Annotated in this window: 17 protein-coding genes; 12 read left to right on the top strand and 5 right to left on the bottom strand. The window is 36.0% G+C overall.

Features of this window, described 5'->3' with window-relative positions; translation table 11 throughout:
• Positions 1 to 113: 113 nt before the first annotated feature.
• Positions 114 to 1421: an IS5 family transposase gene (locus DX009_RS05190; RefSeq protein WP_115082696.1), complete on the top strand. Its 1308-nt coding sequence runs from the start codon at positions 114 to 116 to the stop codon at positions 1419 to 1421.
• Between the two features lie 356 nt (positions 1422 to 1777).
• Here the strand turns inward: DX009_RS05190 and cmk are convergent, their stop codons facing one another.
• Positions 1778 to 2470: a (d)CMP kinase gene (gene cmk / locus DX009_RS05195; RefSeq protein WP_115083244.1), complete on the bottom strand. Its 693-nt coding sequence runs from the start codon at positions 2468 to 2470 to the stop codon at positions 1778 to 1780.
• Positions 2471 to 2500: 30 nt separating this feature from the next.
• Positions 2501 to 3445 (bottom strand): type IX secretion system protein PorQ, encoded by a 945-nt coding sequence (gene porQ, locus DX009_RS05200; protein WP_115083245.1) that lies wholly within the window; start codon positions 3443 to 3445, stop codon positions 2501 to 2503.
• A gap of 147 nt (positions 3446 to 3592) precedes the next feature.
• Here porQ and DX009_RS05205 point away from each other — a divergent pair, with 147 nt between their 5' ends.
• From DX009_RS05205 to DX009_RS05230, 6 genes are all read left to right on the top strand, one after another.
• On the top strand, positions 3593 to 4387 hold the full coding sequence (locus DX009_RS05205; RefSeq protein ID WP_115083246.1) for an energy transducer TonB: 795 nt from the start codon (positions 3593 to 3595) through the stop codon (positions 4385 to 4387).
• A gap of 62 nt (positions 4388 to 4449) precedes the next feature.
• Complete coding sequence (locus DX009_RS05210) at positions 4450 to 5424, top strand: polyprenyl synthetase family protein (protein ID WP_115083247.1); 975 nt, start codon at positions 4450 to 4452, stop codon at positions 5422 to 5424.
• Positions 5425 to 5455: 31 nt separating this feature from the next.
• Positions 5456 to 6151 (top strand): hypothetical protein, encoded by a 696-nt coding sequence (locus DX009_RS05215; RefSeq protein WP_115083248.1) that lies wholly within the window; start codon positions 5456 to 5458, stop codon positions 6149 to 6151.
• Between the two features lie 60 nt (positions 6152 to 6211).
• On the top strand, positions 6212 to 6985 hold the full coding sequence (locus tag DX009_RS05220; RefSeq protein ID WP_115083249.1) for a TatD family hydrolase: 774 nt from the start codon (positions 6212 to 6214) through the stop codon (positions 6983 to 6985).
• 65 nt (positions 6986 to 7050) lie between these two features.
• A complete protein-coding gene (locus tag DX009_RS05225; RefSeq protein WP_147278667.1) occupies positions 7051 to 7404 on the top strand; it encodes a DUF7716 domain-containing protein in 354 nt (117 codons plus the stop codon).
• 68 nt (positions 7405 to 7472) lie between these two features.
• Positions 7473 to 8744 carry an acyloxyacyl hydrolase gene (locus DX009_RS05230; RefSeq protein WP_115083251.1) on the top strand — a complete coding sequence of 424 codons (1272 nt, stop codon included), beginning with the start codon at positions 7473 to 7475 and terminating at the stop codon, positions 8742 to 8744.
• Positions 8745 to 9402: 658 nt separating this feature from the next.
• Here DX009_RS05230 and DX009_RS05235 read toward each other — a convergent pair.
• Genes DX009_RS05235 through DX009_RS05245 form a run of 3 tightly spaced genes read right to left on the bottom strand, consistent with a single transcriptional unit; the run spans position 9403 to position 12161 of the window.
• Positions 9403 to 9978 (bottom strand): LutC/YkgG family protein, encoded by a 576-nt coding sequence (locus tag DX009_RS05235; protein ID WP_115083252.1) that lies wholly within the window; start codon positions 9976 to 9978, stop codon positions 9403 to 9405.
• A 30-nt stretch (positions 9979 to 10008) separates the two neighbouring features.
• A complete protein-coding gene (locus tag DX009_RS05240; RefSeq protein WP_115083253.1) occupies positions 10009 to 11406 on the bottom strand; it encodes a lactate utilization protein B in 1398 nt (465 codons plus the stop codon).
• 23 nt (positions 11407 to 11429) lie between these two features.
• Positions 11430 to 12161 carry a (Fe-S)-binding protein gene (locus DX009_RS05245; RefSeq protein WP_006044866.1) on the bottom strand — a complete coding sequence of 244 codons (732 nt, stop codon included), beginning with the start codon at positions 12159 to 12161 and terminating at the stop codon, positions 11430 to 11432.
• A 391-nt stretch (positions 12162 to 12552) separates the two neighbouring features.
• Between DX009_RS05245 and DX009_RS05250 the strand changes: the two genes are divergently transcribed.
• From DX009_RS05250 to DX009_RS05270, 5 genes are all read left to right on the top strand, one after another.
• Positions 12553 to 14712 carry a Tex family protein gene (locus DX009_RS05250; protein WP_115083254.1) on the top strand — a complete coding sequence of 720 codons (2160 nt, stop codon included), beginning with the start codon at positions 12553 to 12555 and terminating at the stop codon, positions 14710 to 14712.
• 603 nt (positions 14713 to 15315) lie between these two features.
• The gene (gene abc-f / locus DX009_RS05255) at positions 15316 to 17283 is read left to right on the top strand and encodes a ribosomal protection-like ABC-F family protein (RefSeq protein WP_115083255.1); all 1968 of its coding nucleotides are present in this window, start codon (positions 15316 to 15318) and stop codon (positions 17281 to 17283) included.
• Positions 17284 to 17407: 124 nt separating this feature from the next.
• The gene (locus DX009_RS05260) at positions 17408 to 19441 is read left to right on the top strand and encodes a M13 family metallopeptidase (RefSeq protein ID WP_115083256.1); all 2034 of its coding nucleotides are present in this window, start codon (positions 17408 to 17410) and stop codon (positions 19439 to 19441) included.
• Between the two features lie 139 nt (positions 19442 to 19580).
• A complete protein-coding gene (locus tag DX009_RS05265; protein WP_115083257.1) occupies positions 19581 to 19940 on the top strand; it encodes a cyclopropane-fatty-acyl-phospholipid synthase in 360 nt (119 codons plus the stop codon).
• A 253-nt stretch (positions 19941 to 20193) separates the two neighbouring features.
• Positions 20194 to 20553 (top strand): cyclopropane-fatty-acyl-phospholipid synthase, encoded by a 360-nt coding sequence (locus tag DX009_RS05270; protein ID WP_115083258.1) that lies wholly within the window; start codon positions 20194 to 20196, stop codon positions 20551 to 20553.
• Positions 20554 to 21095 lie beyond the last annotated feature (542 nt).

Here is a 21095-nt window from a genome sequence, read left to right on the forward strand (position 1 = left end):
AGTCTACCCTTATAAACCTAAAAATCCTCTGATTCATAGTATATTATGCTATAAATTATTTGCAAATATCTGCAAGTTTTTGTACCTTTACACTATAATTCTTGCAGATATTTATGCTTAAACGTACATCCAAACAGCTCTCTATGTTCTCTTCCTTAGAGGATATGCTTAGTCATCAACATCCCCTTTTCCAACTTAGTAATAAGATTAATTGGGAGAGTTTTGAAAATGCTTTTTCTCCTTTGTATTGCAGCACTAACGGTCGCCCGGCTCATCCAATTCGCCTGATGTGTGGTCTTTTAATTTTAAAACATTTGCGTAATGTGTCGGATGAAATGGTTGTTTTTCAATGGAGCGAGAATGCTTACTACCAATATTTCTGTGGTGGACTTGAATTTATGCCAAAACAACCCTGTGACGCTTCCGAGTTAGTTCACTTCAGAAATCGTATAGGCGAGGAAGGTATGGAGTTAATATTAGCAGAAAGTATCCGCGTTAATACCGACCATGATGACGAAGATCATTTTGATACTGCTTTCATTGATTCTACTGTACAGGAGAAGAATATAACCTATCCTACAGATGCGAAGTTGCATAAAAAGATAATCAAAAACGTTCTGAAGATAGTTCATGACAAGAGTCTTCCTCTACGACAGAGTTATACGCGTACGTTGAAAGGCATTTACCGTTCCCAACGTTTTCGTAATCATCCCAAGAATCGTAAGAAAGCTCTTAAGGCAGATAGACAACTAAGAACCATAGCAGGAAGATTGGTAAGAGAGCTAGAGCGTAATCTTGGGGGAAAGAAAGGGTATGAGAATATGTTTGAGCTATATTACAAAGTTCTTTCTCAGAATAGGAAGTCAAAGAACAAAGTATATTCTCTGCACGAACCAGATGTAGTTTGTATCAGCAAAGGTAAGGAGCATAAGCAATATGAGTTTGGCAATAAAGTATCTATTCTTCGCTCATGGTCAGGACTTATTCTTGGTGCATGTTCTTTTAGGAATGAATATGATGGACATACTATTGAAAAGACATTGGAACAAACCCAAAGGATGACAGGAAAGCAGGTTGATAAGTTAGCAGGAGATAGAGGGTATAGAGGTATAAAGCAGATTGGGAAGACAAAGATACTCATTCCAGACGTTCCTAAAGCTAAAGACAGCTACTACCAAAAGAAAAAGAAACACAAACTATTTTGTAAACGAGCAGGTATAGAACCAACAATAGGACATCTTAAAGCAGACCACCGATTATCTCGCAACTTTTATAAAGGTGTGAAAGGAGATGCTATCAATGTATTATTAGCTGCGGCAGCATATAACTTCAAAAGAGCTATGAGAGTTCTTTTGTACCTTATAAAAAGAATCAGCATAGAGCTTGTCAGTACAGGCTTTATGCTGAAATATAGTTTTTAAGGGATGACTAAGTAGAATGTCTCAGATGTTTATAAAAGACAGCTAGATATAGTTTCTTTCATTTTAGATATCTATCACGTTCATCTTAGATATCTATCGCATTCGTTTTAGATATCTGTTAGCTACAAATTAGACATCATTAAAAATCACTACTCTTATGTTTCTATATAATAATACTTTAGAGCTACTCATTCAACTAAAGGCTTATGAATTTCATTATTTCTAATCTTTCAATTTAGATATTATTATTATCGTCTGAACAACAATATATTACTTAGTGTTTTGTTATGTGCGACTGAAATTTTCTTAAATAGATCTCTTTTTCAAATCATCTCCCAATCTTTTTCTATTAGCTATTATTTTTTACACACGCGTTTATATTGCTTTATGAGCCATTGTTTTTGCTCTTCAATACTAATATTACTGTTATCCAATTCTATGGCATCGTCAGCTTTGCGTAAAGGTGAAACGTCGCGGTGCGAATCTATATAATCACGTCGCTTTACATTTTCCAATATTTCATTATAGTCAGCCTCCATTCCTTTTTCCATAAGTTCATCGTAACGGCGTTGTGCTCTTACTTCTGGCGATGCTGTTACAAAGATCTTTAGTTCGGCATTTGGAAAAACAACTGTTCCTATATCACGTCCGTCCATTACAATTCCTTTATCTTTACCCATTTTCTGCTGTTGTGCTACAAGTGCTTCACGAACAAATGGAATAGCAGCAATAGAACTTACATGCGATGATACTTCCATCGTACGTATTTTATTTTCTACATTTTCATTATTAAGATATGTATCTGGACGCCCTGTTTCTTTATTAAGTTTAAAACTTATATTTATATTCGGCATTGCGGCTTCCAATTCGGGAATGTTTATTTCGCCATCTTTAAGAAACAGTTTATGCTGTAAGGCATAAAGTGCAACACAACGATACATTGCCCCCGTATCTACGTAAATATAACCTAATTCGTGTGCTAAATCTTTTGCCATTGTGCTTTTTCCACACGAAGAGAAACCATCTATGGCTATTATTATTTTCTCCATTTATTCTGTATTTATACTATCTAATTTTATTTAAAATACATAAGCTAAGTTTACCATAATGGAACTGCTTGCTGTATGATATTTTCCGTACGATAAATTCAGTTTAAAACGTTCGAGATTTATACCGCCACCAAAGCTAAAACCAGCTCCATGGCTACTTTCATCATCTCCAACTCCAATTTTCATATCGTTTGCTCTGCGAAAATTATAACCGCTACCTATCCATAAGCTTTCAGAAAGTAAAACTTCTGCACCTAAATTCAGATGGTTTATAAATCGGTAATTAAAATGTGTAAGGTCTACAAGCGTAGCTGATACACGAACAGGAAGTGCTGCAAACGTTTTACTAACACCTAATTGCAAATCAAATGGCATCTTTCCAAAATTATCATCATAAGCTTTTACCTGGCCACCAAGATTTTTTGCAACAGCAGATACCGACCATTCATGTTCTGGGTCGTACCAATTAAGACCCAAATCTACACCAACCGCAATGCTGTTATAACTTCCAATATACGAGGTAATGAATTTTCCAGTAATACCACCAACTAAGTTTTTTGCTAATTCGTATGAAAAAATAGCCTCAACAGCAATCTCACTTGCATTAAATTCGCCCAGCTGCACATTGTTTTCGTCTACTTCTTTCATTTTACCATAATTCATATACTGAATACCACCAGCCAAAGTTGCCTTATCGCTCATTGCCTTTGTGAACGAAGCTCCCATATAATTTGCTCCTTTCATATAGTTCATATAACTAAGTCCAACTGTCATATCGCTGACAGATGCTGCCAATGCTGGATTAGAAAACATAAGTGAGGGGTCGTCTTCTATAATTGTTATATTATCGCCACCCAATGCTGCAGCATGTGCACTAATAGGTAATCGCAAGAAATTATATTCAGTCTGACTATCTTGTGCTTGCAATATTGTTGAGAAGAGTCCAAGAAAGAGGGTGAAAACGCACTTTTTCATTTAATGTATTTTAATTTATCGGCAAAGTTACATCTTTTTCCGAATATCTTATTACTTTTGTTTATTGATTTATGTGTATGCAATATTAATCTCTATAATTAATTGCTTGCATATATAACGGTGTATAACGAAATTTAGTGTTTAGCAGTGAAAACAAAGAAGTCGAATAATGCAGATTTAGAAAACAAGCGTTGGATAGGATTTTCGCTTGGGGTAATTATAGCATTGTCTATTTTCTTTGTTGCAATGGAATATTCAACACAAGATGGTGAAGAAAAAGAAGTAAATACCAATTTATTGAAAGACTTAAAACTTCACGATCAGGAAATGTTACCTGCAATAGATCAACAAAACCTAACAAAGGAAAAAGACGATAAGGCTCCTACAGTAGACGATATGCTTAATATAAAACGAAGTGAAACTCCACAAAAAGTTACACCTCATGAAGTGGGAAACACAGAATCAAACGATGATAAAACGGCTGCGCCAAATATTAATGAAGCACCAATACTTACACAACAAGCAACTTCACTACCAAATCCGACCAAAGTTGAAGAAGTAGCCAAAAAAGAAACGAACAAATTTACAGAAGACAATTCAGATAAAAAGATAGAGCGTTCAGATGATAAGATAAAAAAACGTATACTATCTGAAACACCAACTCCACCAGGAGGCTGGAGTTCCTTTATGGTGTGGCTGACAAAAAACATAAAATATCCTGCTAATGCAAAACAACTTCAGCAACAAGGTACTGTAGATGTAACCTTTATTGTTAATGCAGATGGAAACGTCAGCGATATAAAAATAAAGAATTCCAAAAATACCGATTTCGAACAAGAGGTTCTTAAAGTTGTTCGTACAATGGGTAAATGGAAACCAGGTATACAAAACAATAAACCATGTAAATCGTTATTAGAAATACCTATTGTATTTAGTTTGTAAGTAAAAAGAACAGCCCGTAAGGCAACTAATATTTAATTCAGAAAATATAAACCCACTTCGATATGTATACATCTAATGAACTTTTAGAGATTGTAAACCAATATTTAAATAGTCTTTCGTACAACCGTAAGCCTGCAAGTCTATATGCGCCTATCAAGTATGTATTAGATTTAGGAGGAAAACGTATACGCCCTATACTTATGCTGTTGAGCTATAACTTATATAAAGATGCTCCGCAAGAGATATTGTCTTCTGCGTGCGCATTGGAAACCTACCATAATTATACACTTTTACACGATGATTTAATGGACGAAGCTCCTTTAAGACGTGGACAACAAACTGTACACATGAAGTGGAATGCTAATCAAGCCATACTTTCGGGCGATTCAATGTTAGTCTTGGCATACGAACGATTAGCAAAATGCGACACTAAACATATTGAGACTGTGCTATATTTATTTACGGAGACAGCATTGCAAATAGGCGAAGGGCAGCAATACGATATGGAGTTTGAGATGCGTAATGATGTTACTGTAGAAGAATACATCGAGATGATACGCCTCAAAACCAGTGTATTGTTAGCATGTGCCACAAAGATGGGTGCAATTTTAGCCGATGCAAATAAAGAAGATGCAGAGAATTTATATAAGTTTGGCGAACAAATAGGATTAGCTTTCCAGCTTCAGGACGATTATCTTGATGTATATGGCGATGCTAAAGTTTTCGGAAAGAAGATAGGCGGCGATATCGTTTCGAATAAAAAAACTTATATGCTTATTACAGCTTTCAATAAAGCAAATGCTGAACAAAGAGCTGAACTTGAGAAATGGATAAATAAGAGAAATTTCAATACCGAAGAGAAGATAGAAGCTGTAACACGATTGTACAATGAAATTGGTGTAGACAAACTTGCAAAAGAAAAAATGGATTTCTACTATGAGCAAGGAAAGAAATTTCTTAATGCAGTAAAGCTACCCAAAGAACGTAAAGAAGTATTGGCTGAATATGCAGCGAGAATGATGAAGCGACAAAAATAGTTTCCTTCATTTTTAATAAAAAGACTTTATTATGCCGTACAGACGTCTACCCAAAACTGATGCTGCCCGACTAAAGGCTCTAAAGACGCTATTAGACAACAATGATATTTATACTGCAAGAAATAAATTCATTGATTGGAAGCTAATAAATAGTGCTCAGCCACTTCACGACCGTTTACTCACAGCCACCGAGCAGTATAAAATATCGTTATCAGCACAAGCTAGAAATGCAAAGAAGATAGATGGCTTACAATATCGCGCTTGTATGTTTCTTAGTCATTTTATACAAGTACTTTTAATGTCGGTGGAACGCGGTGAAATTAAACGAAAGAAATTACTTCTTTATGAGTTAGACGAAGATGCAACATCATTGCCAAATATAAAGTCGGCAGATGGGGTATTGCTTTGGGCACCGAGAATTATAAAAGGAGAAAAAGAAAGAATTAAACAAGGTGGGAAACCCATCTATAATCCTTCAATAGGAATGGTGGCAACTCATTTCGATATATATAATGAAGCTTATACTGCACAGCGAAAACTACAAGCCCGTACCAATAGAGATAATAGGGTTATGGCTGAATTGCGTCCTACTATTGATGATTTAATCTTAGAATTATGGAATGTTATCGAGGCTCATTTCGCAAATCTACCACCGAAAGAACGGTATGAGCAATGTAGTAAGTTCGGAGTTATATACTATTATAGAAAGAACGAAGAAAGATTATAGTGACATGAGTAAAATGAAATTAATAAGCTGGTTTAGCAGACAAAACTAAAATAAAGAGAAATGATAATAGACACACATACCCACTTAGACGGAATAGAATTTAAAGACGACATTCAAGATGTAGTACAAAGAGCTAAAGGTGTTGGTGTATCAAAAGCATTTGTGCCCGCAATCGACTTAAGTTCTATAGAATCAATAAATAATGTCTGTCAACAATTTCCAGACTTTGCTTATCCAATGATTGGTTTGCACCCAGAAGAAGTGAAAGCAAATTATAAAGAGATACTTGAGAAAATGAAAGAAACACTACTTGCAAGCAGTAAATATATTGCTGTTGGAGAGGTTGGATTAGACTTTTATTGGAGCAGAGAATTTGAGAAAGAACAATTGGAGGCTTTTGAAGAACAAGTAAAATGGTCTATTGAGACACGTTTGCCACTAATGATTCATTGTAGGAAGGCACAAAATGAAATGGTGAAGATACTTAAAAAGTATCAGAGTCAGCTGCCTGGTGGCGTATTTCATTGCTTCACAGGTAACGAAAAAGAGGCTGCAGAGTTATTGTCATTTAATAATTTCGTATTAGGAATAGGTGGAGTATTAACTTTCAAAAAGTCGAACCTACCAGAAACACTAAAATCTGTTTCTTTACAGCGTATTGTTCTTGAAACTGATTCTCCTTATATGGCCCCAGTTCCTTTACGGGGAAAACGCAACGAAAGCTCGTTTCTGGTACACATTGTTGCTAAATTAGCAGAAGTTTATAATACAACAGAAAATGAGATTGCCATACAAACAAACAAAAACGTGGAACGGATATTTGGGTTCTGCTAGATCCAGAATACTTCTGAAAGTACATTTCTAATCAAATCCTATATACTATTAAGGAGATATAAAAGATGCAAGAACTCAATCTACAAGTGCCTTATCAGCTAAATATGATATTAGAAATAATATCTAAAGAAGTCAAAGAGAATGGATTTACGGACGAAGATTATTGTTTGTATGCTCATAAGAAGACTCTAACTCCTGAACTTATTTGTTATTTGGACTTATATCCAACCGTATCTGACGATGATAAAGATATCTATCCCGACTTTATTATTAAGGAGAATCTAAGTTTATTATACTATGGAGAACAATTCGAAGATGTGCTATTGAATGTTCTTGAGCAAAAAGATAATCCTACAATTGAGGATTATATCTCTGCATTAGATTACTATTCCAAGAATGATACATTTAAAGAGTTATAGCAATATAATTTCACGAATATGAGAAAAATAACTATCGAGAAGGGTAGACTCTTACAAATAATTGTTTTATGAGTATAAAAAAAAGATTATATGTAATTACATTATTAATTGTATGTATCAATGTAATAATACAAGCAGAGACTATTGGAAAAGACTCAATTAAACATTGGGGCTTTACTGCAAGTGTGATGAAAAGTAAAGTTATCGCATTAGATAAAAATCAACGTAAATATCTAAAAGAAAACAATAATGGCTCCATCGCTGTAGAATTAAATCATATTCATCTTCCTTCTGATAATAATTTATACGCAAAAGATTTTAATTATCCTTCTTTGTCTATCGGTTTACGTTATACATTAAACAATAGTATTTGTTTTCATCGTTCTCCCGATTATGCTTGGAGTAAAATAGAAGAAGTTCCATACAATTCTCATTTAGGCAATACTCTTTCATTGTATGGTACGTTTCAGCGTGCTATTCATCGTAACCAACATTGGGAAACTTCTTATTCATTAAGTGGTGGAGTTGGCTACACAAACAAATGGTACAATAAATATAATAATATTGACAACGATTTCATAGGAACACCTTTCCTCATATATTTCGGTGCTGGTATTCATCAAACCTACCGATTTTCTTCAGAATGGGGAGTAAGAGCAAGCTTAGAGTTTGTTCATCATAGCAATGGTGCTCTTTATCATCCAAATAAAGGCTCAAACAGTGTAGGCCCATCAATTGGTATAGTTTATTATCCTTATTACGAAACGCTCATTGGAACTCACAACTGTTTTAAATCTACTCCATTCAAAAAGTATTTTTACTTAGATTTTACAGTTGGTGTTGGTGCTAAAACTTTGGTTGAAGATTGGCAAATAACACAATTCCGTACATCAAAATCGGAGCCCAATTATCGTACTGGAAATTTTAAGCGATATGCTACCTATTCGTTGCAAGCCAATTTAATGTGTCGTTATGCACGTAGATGGGCATCGGGTATAGGAATAGATGCTTTTTATAACACATACGCACCACATATAGAACAATTGGAACTTAACAACGGCAATCCCATTAATTGCAAACCTTGGTCGATTGGTATTGCAGGAAAACACGAAATTTTCTACAATAATCTATCGCTAAATGTTTCATTAGGAAGTTATTTGTATCGACGAATGGGTACAATAGATAGAGAATTAGGTGGAAGGATATACGAACGAGTTGGTGTAAATTATTCGTTCCCATCACTCAATGGACTGAAGTTTGGCATTAATGTCAAGGCGCATTCCACAAAGGCAGACCTAACGGAAATTATTATTACCTATCCTTTGCGCATAAAAAAGTAGATTTACAGGTAGAACATAGCTCTGAGAATAAGGTTATAATATATATGTATAGTCTGCCTTTGGTTGGTATAATAGTGGATTAGTAGGAAAAAGATGAACAGACTTTAGAAAAGAGAGTACCTATAATGTATTTCTATTATATTCAACATAAACTCGAACAACATATTATTGTTCAGAGACTTATGACAGAGTTTGAATTAAAACAATGCAAAATAAAAGAATTCATAACACTCATTTGAATAAATATATTTCAGGTATTATAATATGAAGTTATAAAGATTGTAACTTGTCGTTATATCTAATATGGAAATAATAGATATCTGAAAGGAAACAAACAGATATCTGTGATGTATGCGACAGATATCTGTGACGCACGCGACAGATATCTGAAACAAAGATGACTATATTTAAAATATTTTTCTAAATATCTGAGAGCGTCTATTTATCTTATGAATAAAGAGTAAACGCTGTTTATAATCTCCGAATCTATTTTCTACTGTTCTCAGATATATATTATGCTCTTCTATAGGTATAGTAGCCGATTCACCATACCAGCATATACACATAAAACTTGTGTACCTATTGTCTATATAGTCCATTCGTTGTATGCCTGCGAAGAAACTGGTGCGCTGAATTATTTCTTTCTATACCACTTTACTTATTCTATAAGAATAACCGTAACACCACGAGCTGCTTGTGCACCCATTACTAATGCTTGCTCTATGTCAGCAGTCTTGCTTGGTCCTGAAATAAAGACACCATATCCATAATTAGTCATCTTTATACGTTTGTAAGCTTCATGCATGTTATTAACAACATTGCTTTTACTGAGCAAGATGACTAATTCTTCTGAAATAAAGCATACGGCGCGCTCTTTCATTGTTTGCGGTATCCATATACAACCATTTTCTGCAACTCCAACCTCTCCTTGTACAATGCCTACGTCTGTTCCATTTAAATCGGCTGCAGAAGCGATAGTATCTGGATTTAAATCAGCTTCAATCCCCTCTACGTTCGATGCAAATATTTTTGCATTGGGACAGGCTTCCCTTATTACAACGTTTAGGTTGTCTCCTTTCTTCACCTCTATTACCTTTGAGCCAACTGTCTTAGACATACCTATGAACTCTTTTACGACATCGGTATAAACAATTCCTTGTACAGGTTTGGTTGGCATATCGAATTGCTGTGTGATGTTACGACGTAATTTATCGAGTAATTCTTCTTTCTTCATCTTGGCCTTCGTTTATGAAACCATAATACATTATTTTATTCCCTTCTCTTTCTCTTTTTCTTCTTCCATCATCTGCTTATAAAGTGTATGGAATGTTTTCTTAGGGAAGTGTGGCATATCGTGTCCCACACTCCATGTATTCGGTTTTACATCCATCATTTTTTGTGGGATAATATTAGCGAAATGCGCATATTTTGTAGCAACGCTGTAAATTGCAGGGTGTTGGTATAGTTCGGTCATTGCAACCGACATATATTTTTTCTCTTTATTTTCTGTACCAAATCCCTCCAACGCTTGACGCCAATAATAAATTTGGCTACCAGGTGCCACTTTTACTGGACAAACAAGGTCGCAGCTTAAACAGAGAGAGCAAGCTGAAACATTTCCACTGTGTTTTTTCGGATTGTGTACCATTCCGAGATTAATCCCTATTGGTCCAGGAATAAAATAATTGTATGAATAGCCCATTGAACGGCGATAAACAGGGCATGTATTCATACATGCACCACAACGAATGCATTTAGCTGTTCGCCAGTGCAATTGGTCTGCTATAATATTGCTTCGTCCGTTGTCTACCAAAATAACGTGCATTTCTGCTCCTGGACGAGCTTTACGAAACTGAGAAGTAAAGGATACAGAAGGCTGTCCGGTTGCGCTTCGGGCCAATAGGCGTTGGAACACAGCCAGTGCATCATAGTTTGGAATAACCTTATCTATACCCATTGACACTATATGCAGTTTTGGAATGGAAGTACTCATATCAGCATTTCCTTCGTTTGTGCACACCACACAATCGCCCGTTGAAGCTACACCAAAGTTGCAGCCCGTCATACCAGCATCAGCTTCTATAAATTCTTGTCGTAGACTATAGCGTGCGCATTGTGTTAGATAGGTGGGATCGTGATTACCTATATCCTTTGATATACCATCTTTCTCGAACAATTCACCAACTTCATCGCGTGTAATATGAGCTGCTGGAACCACTATGTGTGCAGGTTTTAAGTTCATCAGCTGCAATATGCGCTCACCCAAGTCGGTTTCTACAACATCAATACCTTTTGCTATAAGGTATTTGTTCATTTCACACTCTTCAGTTAGCATCGATTTAGACTTCACCAGCTTCTTCACATTATGCTCTGCTAATATGCTGTATGCAATCTCGTTAAATTCTTGGGCATCTTTTGCCCAATGAACAATAACACCATTGCTCTCTAAGTTCCTTGAGAATTCGTCTAGATAATCAGCCAAATGTGTTAGTGTGTGCTCCTTTATCTCGCTCGCATGTTCTCTTAAATCTTCCCATTCGGGAAGCATTGCTGCTTGTATATCTCGTTTTTCTCTAAGTCCCCAAAACGTTTGGTCGTGTCGGGTTACTCTTTCGGGGTCTGATATAAACTTTGCCGCTTTCTTTGCATGACTTGTTGCCATCTCTATTCTTTCTTCGTTATAACCTAAATACCAGCTGCTAAAATCTCAGCAATGTGCTTAAATTGAATATTGTAGTGCTTTTTGTGTGCAATTCCTTGCATGTGCATTAAACAAGATGAGTCTGGTCCAGTAATAAATTCAGCACCTGTAGCTATGTGGCGTTTTACTTTATCATCGCCCATACGGCTACTTACATCTGGTTCTTCTATAGCAAACATACCGCCAAATCCACAGCATTCGTCTATACGTTCTGGTTCTTTTACCGTTATACCTTCTTTTAGACTTAGAAGATCTACTATCTTGCTATATCTTGGAATATGTTCTTCTGATGGTGAGCTCAATCGTAGCTCGCGTACTCCATGACACGAATTATGAACTGAAACTATATGTTCAAACTTTCCTGGAAGCTGCTTAACTTTTAAGACATCGTGTAAGAATTGCACCAACTCTAACGTTTTCTCAGGTGTAGAACATTTATGTTTATGAAGTTGCGGGTGGTTGAACTGTACAAAAGCTGCACATGAAACACTTGGAGTTACTATATAATCATAATCCTTAAACACATCTTCAAATTTTTCAACTAAATTCTTCGACATACGTTGGAAACCACCATTCGCCATTGGTTGTCCACAACAAGTCTGCCGTTCTGGATACTCTACATCAAGGTTCAACCCACGTAGAAGTTTATAAGTGGCAATGCCTACCTCTGGATATAAAGTATCAACATAGCATGGAATAAATAATCCTACTTTCATAAATAGTTATATCTTGTTAGCTTTTATAATACAAAGGTAGATATAAAATAATAAATAGAAAAGGAATGTAGCTACAAAATATAATTAGAGAGTTAATTTAGTTTGCATAGCTCTATTGTTTGAGCGTATAGACATACAATTACTGTAATAACTTTTAGCATTATTCCCACTTCACTATCTTTCATTTCTAAAATACAAAAGAAGTACTCTACATAACCATTTTAGCGTAGACAGAATAGGTGAAGTAATATAAGATGGAAACTTTTTGGTAGCCACAATATACAATATACTACTAATTAGAAATATATCATATAAGAGTTACTTAGTGTAAGTAAATACTCCTATATTTCAAGATTTCTATGTAAATTTGCATCCAACCAAAAGTTAGAAAATGAACACATATACAAAACATATAGCAAAAACGCTTAATTTACCTGAACGAAATGTTGATGCAACATTAACGCTATTGAAAGAAGGCTGTACTATTCCTTTTATTGCAAGATATCGAAAGGAACGTACGGGAAACCTCGATGAGCTGCAAATTACACATATTGCAGAAATGAACGTGCGTCTGATAGAAATAGATAAACGTAAGGATACTATTTTAAGAACAATAGGTGAACAAGGAAAGCTTACCAACGATTTGGAAAATAAAATTGCAAATTGTTGGGATAATACGGTGTTGGAAGACTTGTATTTGCCATTTAAGCCCAAACGAAGAACTAAAGCTCAAATAGCACGCGAACAGGGACTTGAGCCATTGGCTATGTTGTTATTGATGCAGAAAGAACAGAATCCAATAGTTGCAAGTAAGCGTTTTGTAAGAGGGAATGTGGAAAACGAGATAGCAGCGCTACAAGGAGCAAAAGATATTATTGCCGAAATGGTGAGTGAAAACCAGCAGGCACGGAATACTGTGCGTAATATGTATAAGCGAGATGCTGTGTTATCTTCTATGGTTATAAAAAAGATGAAAAGTACTGATGTGGCACAGAAGTATTCTGACTACTTTGATTTTTCAGAACCATTGCGAAGCTGCAACAGTCATAGGCTATTAGCTATGCGAAGAGGCGAAACTCTTGGAATACTGCGTGTTAGCATTTCGATTGATGAAAAGGATTGTATTGAACGATTGAATCGGCAGTTTGTACATGGTAAAGGGGCTTGCCAAACTTTAGTAGCTGAAGCTATTGAAGATAGTTTTAAACGTTTAATTAATCCAAGCATCGAGAATGAATTTGCCCGATTAAGTAAAGAGAAAGCCGATGAGGACGCTATAAAGGTATTTACTGAGAATTTGCGCCAACTGTTACTGTCTGCTCCACTCGGTCAGAAAAGAGTTTTGGCTCTTGATCCGGGTTATAGCAATGGTAGCAAAATAGCTTGTTTAGATGCACAAGGAAGTCTGTTGCATCACGAGATAATCTATCCACATCCACCAAAGCGACTCTACGCACAGGCAACAGTGGCTATGATACGTATGATAAATCAATATCACATAGAAGCGATAGCTATAGGAAACGGAACAGCGAGTAGAGAGTCGAAAGAATTTGTTACCGATTGTATAACACATTTATCTGAAGCTGGGAAAGAAACTCCAAAAGTATTTGTCGTAAGCGAAGATGGCGCTTCTATTTATTCGGCTTCTGCTATTGCGCGAGAAGAATTTCCTAATGAAGATGTAACAACACGAGGAGCCGTATCTATAGGTAGGAGACTAATAGACCCATTGGCAGAACTTGTGAAGATAGATCCTAAAAGTATTGGCGTCGGACAGTATCAGCACGATGTAGACCAGGCTGAACTACGGCGTTCTTTAGACTTAACTGTAGAAAGCTGTGTGAATCAAGTAGGTGTGAATCTTAATACAGCATCAAAACACTTATTGATGTATGTTAGTGGATTGGGTCCAGTATTAGCACAGAATATAGTTGATTATAGAAAAGAACACGGTGCTTTTACATCGCGTACACAACTAAAGAAGGTTCCTCGACTTGGAACAGTGGCATATCAGCAAAGTGCAGGTTTTTTACGAATACCAAACGCAAAGAATCCACTCGACAATTCGGCTGTACACCCTGAAAGCTATCATATTGTTGAAGCTATGGCAAAAAATAAAAATTGTACAGTAAAGGAACTTATAAACAATAAGAAACTGTTAGAACATATCAACCTAGAAGAATTTGTATCAACCGAAGTTGGTTTACTAACACTGAATGACATCTTGCACGAATTAGAGAAACCTGGACGAGACCCACGTGAACAGCTGAAAGAATTTGAATTCGATAAATCTGTGCATACAATTGCAGACCTTAAAGAAGGTATGGAATTGCCTGGAATAGTAACTAATATAACAAACTTTGGTGTCTTTGTAGATGTTGGGGTTCACCAAGATGGGCTTGTACACATCTCACAATTAAATAGTAAGTTTGTTTCTAATCCTAACACTATTGTACATTTACATCAACACATATATGTTAAGGTTATAGAGATAGATTCTAAGCGAAATAGAATAGGTTTGAGTATGAAGAATATTAAACAACCAATTTAAAATTGTATACGCCTATATAATCAATCTAGTATATCGACTATGTAGACTTAATAAGAATATAGTGGAAGATTTATTAGACGCATCTATTATTTACGCATAAAACAAATATAATATTCCTAATTTTGTTACTTTTGTTTCAGATATCTGTAAGTCTCGTTACAGATATCTATGAGTTTCGTTTCAGACGTCTATCAGTAACAAAATAGATATCACAAAAAACTACAACTGTTATGAGTCTATACTGTAATACGCAAAATATATTTATTCAGCTTAAGATATATGGCTTATAATATCTGTAATCTTTTAATTTAATTATATTTTATAAGTATCATATTCACAACAGATTATTAATTTTAATTTATGTATAAATGGAATACATTATAAGCCTTTTCTTATTAAAAGTATTCCCATCTATTTTCTATTGAGTCTTTTCTCAATTTAACAATCTCCTTCTTATAATATCCCTATATAATCATACATTTTCTTGTGATACCTACTTGTAAATCAAACTCACTATATGGATAAAAGTAAGGTTGGCTACTAAGAATTACGAAATTATTGCGTATCTTTGCAATCGTTAATTAGGGAGAAAACAAAAAATAGATGCTGTCAATCGAAGGTTTAAAAGTTGAGTTTGCTGTAAAGCCACTCTTTCATGATGTTTCTTTCGTGGTAAACGACCGTGATCGTATAGCTTTAGTCGGCAAAAATGGAGCGGGGAAATCTACAATGCTTAAAATACTCTGTGGTTTACAACGTCCCACAGCAGGTGTAGTAGCTGTTCCAAATGATACCACAATAGGCTATTTACCACAGGTTATGAAGTTATCTGACGATACTACGGTAAAAGAAGAAACGCGTAAGGCATTTGCAGATGCTACCAAAATGAAAGAAAAGTTGGAGCGTATGCAGCAAGAAATGGCTGAACGTACCGACTATGAAAGTGGAAGTTATGCTGAATTGGTCGAAAAATTTACGCAGGAGCATGAACGTTTTATGTTACTTGGCGGTGAAAACTACGAAGCAGAAATAGAGCGGACACTGACAGGGTTAGGCTTTGAACGTACAGATTTCGATCGTCCTACGTCTGAATTCTCTGGTGGTTGGCGTATGCGTATAGAGTTGGCAAAGATACTTTTACGCCGCCCCGATGTACTATTACTTGATGAGCCAACCAACCATTTGGACATTGAGTCTATACAATGGTTAGAACAATTTCTTGCTCAAAGTGCCAAAGCTGTAGTGTTAGTATCTCACGACCGTGCATTTATTAATAATGTAACTAACCGTACATTAGAAATAACATGTGGCAGGGTAGAGGATTACAAAGTGAAATACGATGAATATCTTGTTTTACGTAAAGAACGTAGAGAACAGCAGATGCGTGCGTATGAAAACCAACAAAAGGAAATAGCAGATATAAAAGCTTTTATAGATAGATTTCGTTATCAAGCAACTAAGGCTGTACAGGTTCAGCAACGCATAAAACAATTGGAGAAAATTGTCCCTATAGAGGTAGATGAGGTTGATAATTCAGCTATGCGGTTAAAGTTCCCACCATGTTTACGAAGCGGCGATTATCCAGTTATAGGCGACAATGTGCGCAAAGAATATCCTCCACGACTTGTTTTCGATAAGGTAGATATGACCATTAAGCGAGGCGAGAAAGTAGCTTTTGTCGGCAAGAATGGTGAAGGAAAGTCTACACTTGTGAAGTGTATAATGGGAGAAATACCATTCGATGGTAACTTAAAGATAGGGCATAATGTTCAGATTGGCTATTTTGCACAAAATCAAGCCCAGCTTTTAGATGAAAGCTTAACAATTTTTGAAACCATAGACCAAGTGGCAAAAGGCGATATGCGTTTGAAGATTAACGACCTTTTAGGTGCTTTTATGTTTGGTGGAGAAACGTCTGAGAAGAAAGTCAAAGTACTTTCAGGTGGCGAACGTTCACGTTTAGCAATGATAAAACTATTATTGGAACCTGTTAATCTTTTAATTCTGGACGAACCTACAAACCACTTGGATATTACGTCGAAAGAGGTTTTGAAAGAAGCTATTAAAGCTTTCGATGGAACAGCCATTATTGTTTCGCACGATAGAGAGTTTTTAGACGGATTAGTAAGTAAGGTTTATGAATTCGGTGGAGGTAAAGTGCGTGAGCATTTAGGTGGAATTTACGACTATCTACGTGCTCATAATGCTGAAACAATACAAGAAAGTTTGAGTAAAGCAAGTGCAAACAACATTGCAGCTGAAGCAGAAAATATACTAAATGCAAAGCAAGAAACGGCAGCTCAACCTTCATCTGGTGCAGCTTCCTACGCAGAACGCAAAGAACAACAGAAGAAAATAAGGAAAGCACAGCGCGCAGTAGAAGACTCTGAAAAGAAGATTGCCAAGATGGAAGAGCGTAAAGCTGAACTTGACGAACTATTGATGGTTGCTGAGAATGCGTCGAATATGGAACTCGTTACTGAATACACCGACCTGCAACGCTATCTAGATAGAGAAAACGAGCAATGGCTTGAGCTTTCAGAAGCGTTGGAAAGGTTGCTCGATGAATAAGGAAAAGTAATTAAATTCAATAAATAAATCAACAATCTTTTTCGTTTATATTGAACTTGTAGAACATGCGTTTAGTTTTAAGGGTGATATATTAACGAGAAGTTTTAAACTAAAATCATTTAAAATGAACATTAAAACAATCTTACCAATGATGATGATTGCTGCTGTTCCTATGACTGGTTTTGCTCAAAAGCAAGCTGGTATAAAGGAAAGTAATCTCGACAAATCGGTACGTCCAGCTGATGACTTCTATCAGTTTGCGACAGGTGGCTGGCAGAAAAACAACCCATTGCCTGCAGCTTATTCACGTTATGGTTCTTTTGACCAATTAGGTGAAGACAACAACAAGCGTATCAACACAATTCTTACAAGTCTGCTTAAGGCTAAAGCAAAGCCTGGAAGTGTTGAACAAAAGCTGAGCGATTTTTACAAACTCGCTATGGACTCTGTGCGTAGAAATAAAGAAGGTGTTGCCCCAGTAATGCCATTGCTCAACGAAATTGAGAATGCTAAGACTTTAGCAGACCTACGTAAGATTCAGTTGAAATATGCAAGTCAAAGCTATGGTTTGCCTATCAGCTATGGATTTGGTGCTGATGAGAAGAACGCGAAGATGAATATTCTTAACGTTAGTCAGAGTGGTTTAACTTTAGGTCAGAAGGATTACTATCTTGACAACGATAAGTCAACAACCGAAATACGTAATGCGTTTAAGAAGTTCATTGTAAATATGTTTGAACTTTTCGGTTTCTCTAAGGCTCAAGCTGAACAGAATAGTAACTATATTATGCGTTATGAAACAGCTATTGCACTGATTTCAAAGAGCAGAACTGAGCTTCGCGATGCTGCTGCTAATTATAACAAGATGACATTGGCAGACTTTAAGGCTAAATATCCTAATATTCGTTTGGAACAATTGCTTAATGCCGACGGGGTAAAGTCTGCTGATATACAGGAAATGGTAGTTGGTCAGCCTAAGTTCTTAGTAGGAGTAGACAAGTTGATAGAGACTGAAACTGCAAACGAACTTCGTGCTCGTATGGAGTGGGAGGTTATTCTTGAAGCTGCAAACTATCTCAGCGATGACGTCCGTGCTGAATACTTCAACTTCTTCAGCAAGACAATGCGTGGCACAAAGCAAGATTATCCACGTTGGAAACGTGCTACACAACAGATTGAAAGTCAAATGGGCGAAGCACTCGGCAAAATATATTGCGAACGTTATTTCCCTGCAAGCAGCAAACAACGCATGGAGCAACTCATCAAAAATCTTGAGGTTAGTTTGGCTGAGCGCATCAAAGCACAAAGTTGGATGAGCGAAGAAACTAAGAAGGCTGCACTCGAAAAGTTATCTACTTTCTACGTTAAGGTTGGTTATCCTAACAAGTGGCAAGATTTAAGCTCGCTTACCATTGACCCAAGCAAGTCGTATTACGATAATGTTATGAACTGCCGTAAGTTCTGGCATAAGGTAAATCTCGACGAAACTGCTGGAAAACCAGTTGATAAGGATAAGTGGTATATGACTCCACAAACTGTAAACGCATATTACAACCCTACCACTAACGAGATTTGTTTCCCTGCAGGTATTCTTCAGTACCCATTCTTCGACCCGACTGCTGACGACGCCTTCAACTATGGAGCTATCGGTGTGGTAATTGGACACGAAATGACTCATGGTTTCGACGACAATGGTCGTAACTACGATAAGGACGGAAACATGAGAGACTGGTGGGCTAAGGGAGATGGCGACAAGTTTAAAGCTCGCACAACTCCATTCGGTGAATTCTTCAGCAACATTAGTGTACTTCCAGACCTCAAAGCAAATGGAAAGCTTACTATGGGTGAAAACCTTGCCGACCACGGAGGTTTAATGGTGGCTTACAATGCTTTGAAGAATGCAATGAAGGGCAAAAAGTCGCAAAACATCTTTGGTTTCACACCAGAACAGCGTTTCTTCCTTGCTTATGCAGGTGTATGGGCAGCTAACATTACTGAAGCTGAAATACGCAATCGTACTAAGAGCGACCCACACTCGTTAGGCGAATGGCGCGTAAATGGTGCTTTGCCACACATCGACGCATGGTACGATGCTTTCAATGTGAAGCCTGGCGACAAGCTGTACTTGCCAAAAGAACAGCGTTTAGACCTTTGGTAATTCCCAAAAAACAAACATATTACTTTCAACAATCATTAAGAAAGTAGTTTAATAAAGGGCTGGATTTATCTTAATAGTTATTCAGCCCTTTTAATTTAAAACTTCAAAAAGATTAAAAACATCATTATTGCCCTTAAACATGGATAAAGAAAGAGTTGTAGAAAGATTATCATGGATATTAAATTCTCCAGTATCATCACCAAGATATGCCACTAAAGAATTCAGAGAAGAACAATTTCGTTTTTTCGAGAATTATGTTCATTTTCTCCAAGACAATGGATTTACTACGAGAATCTTGTTGAAGAAAGGCGAAAAGGCAACAAACGAATCGCAAATCAAGGTAGGAGATTTAACCCCTGAAGGACTAAAATTCTATGCCTTCGGAGTAAGAAAATGGAGAGAAAAGTACGACCGTGCAAAAGATAAAATAAGAGCAATCAACGACTTTGCATTTATAGAAAAGAAATTGAAGCAGTTTCGTGAACAAGAAACAAAATAGATTCTTCAAACCACAAATAAAGGTATCTAAGTTCATAACACCTTTAAGAAACTCGGAAAACCAACAGAGCAAAAAAATCCACCCATCAGGACTTAAACGAATGTATGTTTTGAAGATGGAAAATAAACATATAACTTTATACAATTATTAAGAAAGATGGCTAAGCAAAGGACTAAATAGCTTTCAAGGTAGTTCAGTCCTTTAAAGTTTAAAGCTATTGCGATTTTTAAAGAAACATCATTATATAAGAAATATGGATCCAGAAGAATTAATTGAGAAATTAGATTGGCTATTTAAATCGCCCTTATCTTCGAACAGGTACAACACTCAAGAATTTAAAGAAGAACAATTTCGTTTTTTCGAGAATTATGTTCATTTTCTCCAAGACAATGGATTTACTACGAGAATCTTGTTGAAGAAAGGCGAAAAGGCAACAAACGAATCGCAAATCAAGGTAGGAGATTTAACCCCTGAAGGACTAAAATTCTATGCCTTCGGAGTAAGGAAATGGAGAGAAAAGTACGATCGTGCAAAAGATAAAATAAGAGCAATCAACGACTTTGCATTTATAGAAAAGAAATTGAAGCAGTTTCGTGAACAAGAAACAAAATAGATTGTTCAAACCAAAAACTAAGGATAGATTATAGTATTACGCCTTAAAGAAGCTCAGAAAACTGTCTGAGTAAAATATACCAACAAGGAGTTGAACGAAAGTAGGTTTGGGATATAGAAAAGAAACATTCTAAACCTACTCTCAAAAGCCTATGACTTTTTTCATAAAAGTTATTGAGCCTTGTTTTAAAAGTAATAAAACCATTTGATAAAAATAACAATAACAATACGACCTAGATAATGGCATTTGTTGCGTATTAAAAAATATCACAATACTTCATTTGTCAAATAATCTATAATATAATCATAAAGGTCGTAATTTGCTATGAAATCTAATTAGTAAAAACAGATATCTAAAACGTAACTGACAGACGTCTGAAACAATCGTGACAGATATCTGAAACGAACATTATAGATATCTAAAACAAAGAAACTACATCTGTTTAACTTCTTTTTATGTCTGAAATATTCTATTGAATATGAAAGTAAACAGAATGTGTACTGTTTTATAAATCTTATCTAATTTATACAGAATCAATAAGA

It is taken from the genome of Prevotella pallens (genome assembly GCF_900454935.1).
GTDB classification, from domain to species: domain Bacteria; phylum Bacteroidota; class Bacteroidia; order Bacteroidales; family Bacteroidaceae; genus Prevotella; species Prevotella pallens.